At 40.6% G+C, this 1,058-nt stretch carries 1 protein-coding gene; it reads right to left on the bottom strand.

Annotated features, from left to right (window positions below; all coding sequences use genetic code 11):
* Window positions 1-344 precede the first annotated feature (344 nt).
* Window positions 345-1,058 (bottom strand): IS110 family transposase (locus JT739_RS12610; protein WP_237661473.1); only part of this gene is annotated, 714 nt, incomplete at its 5' end.

Genomic DNA, 1,058 nt, shown 5'->3' on the forward strand with positions numbered 1-1,058 from the left:
TTTAAGGATATCCCCATTGATAAGAAAGTATAGTTACAGCCTTGGGTATGATTTCGATGAAGGCGTTCAGGATTTAACATGCTATATAATTGAGGCCATTATGAGATACAAGCCACAAAAGAAAATATAAAAATTTCTTAGGAGGGGGGGTGACAAATTGGCATTTTCTTGTCCTTTATATAGTAGAGGGGAAATTTAATGTTTGAAAAGGGGTGATTCTGTTGGGTGAAGTATAGAAAAAAGCCTTTTCTTAAGATAAAACGGTGTTAATAAATTCAAAGACGTGCTATGAAAAGTCAACAAATATTTAATTGTTCTATGACAACCACATAGAGATTCTGGTACTAACGAGAGTTTGTGGGTGACCATTGATAGTTAGGGTCAAAAGGCCTGTTATCTTTCCATAGAGAATATATCAAGTGAACCATACGGCGAGCTACGGCACCCGTTGCCACTTGTGTATGCTTTCCTTCACTGCGTTTTTTCTCAAAAAACTCTTTCATTTCCGGATTGAAACGTCTAGCGGAAACAGCAGCGAGCCAAATGCTATGCCTTAGGACAGGAGAACCCCTTTTTGAAATGCGATTACGGGTACCCTCAAACTGACCGGAAGAGCGCACAGTTGCATCTAAACCAGCATAAGCCACAAGAGCCTTAGCATTAGGAAAGCGGTTAATATCGCCAATTTCTCCAATAATTGAAGCAGCCAAAACAGGCCCTACACCAGGGATAGTCTCTAAAACATGGCGATAAGCAGTATCCTTACTAGGCCGCATTTCCTCCATAACTTGGTCAATGGCTTCCTCAATAACACTGATTTGTTCTTCGACGAATTCAACTTGCTCGACCAACAACCTAAGTTCCAAGGTGAAAGCATCTAGTGCCATATTAATGCCAAAAGTGCCTTTAGCCAAAGCTTGTATCTGCTTTGCCCGATCAGCTCCCAACCTACCGCGAGAGTGTTTATTTAAAAAAGCCGTTAGCTCTGATAAATCTGCTGCAGCCAAATCCTCTGGTGCAGTAAAGTTTTTTAACAGTTCCCGGGATGTATTAATAAA

The organism is Tepidanaerobacter sp. GT38, from assembly GCF_021991635.1.
Lineage (GTDB): Bacteria > Bacillota > Thermosediminibacteria > Thermosediminibacterales > Tepidanaerobacteraceae > DTU063.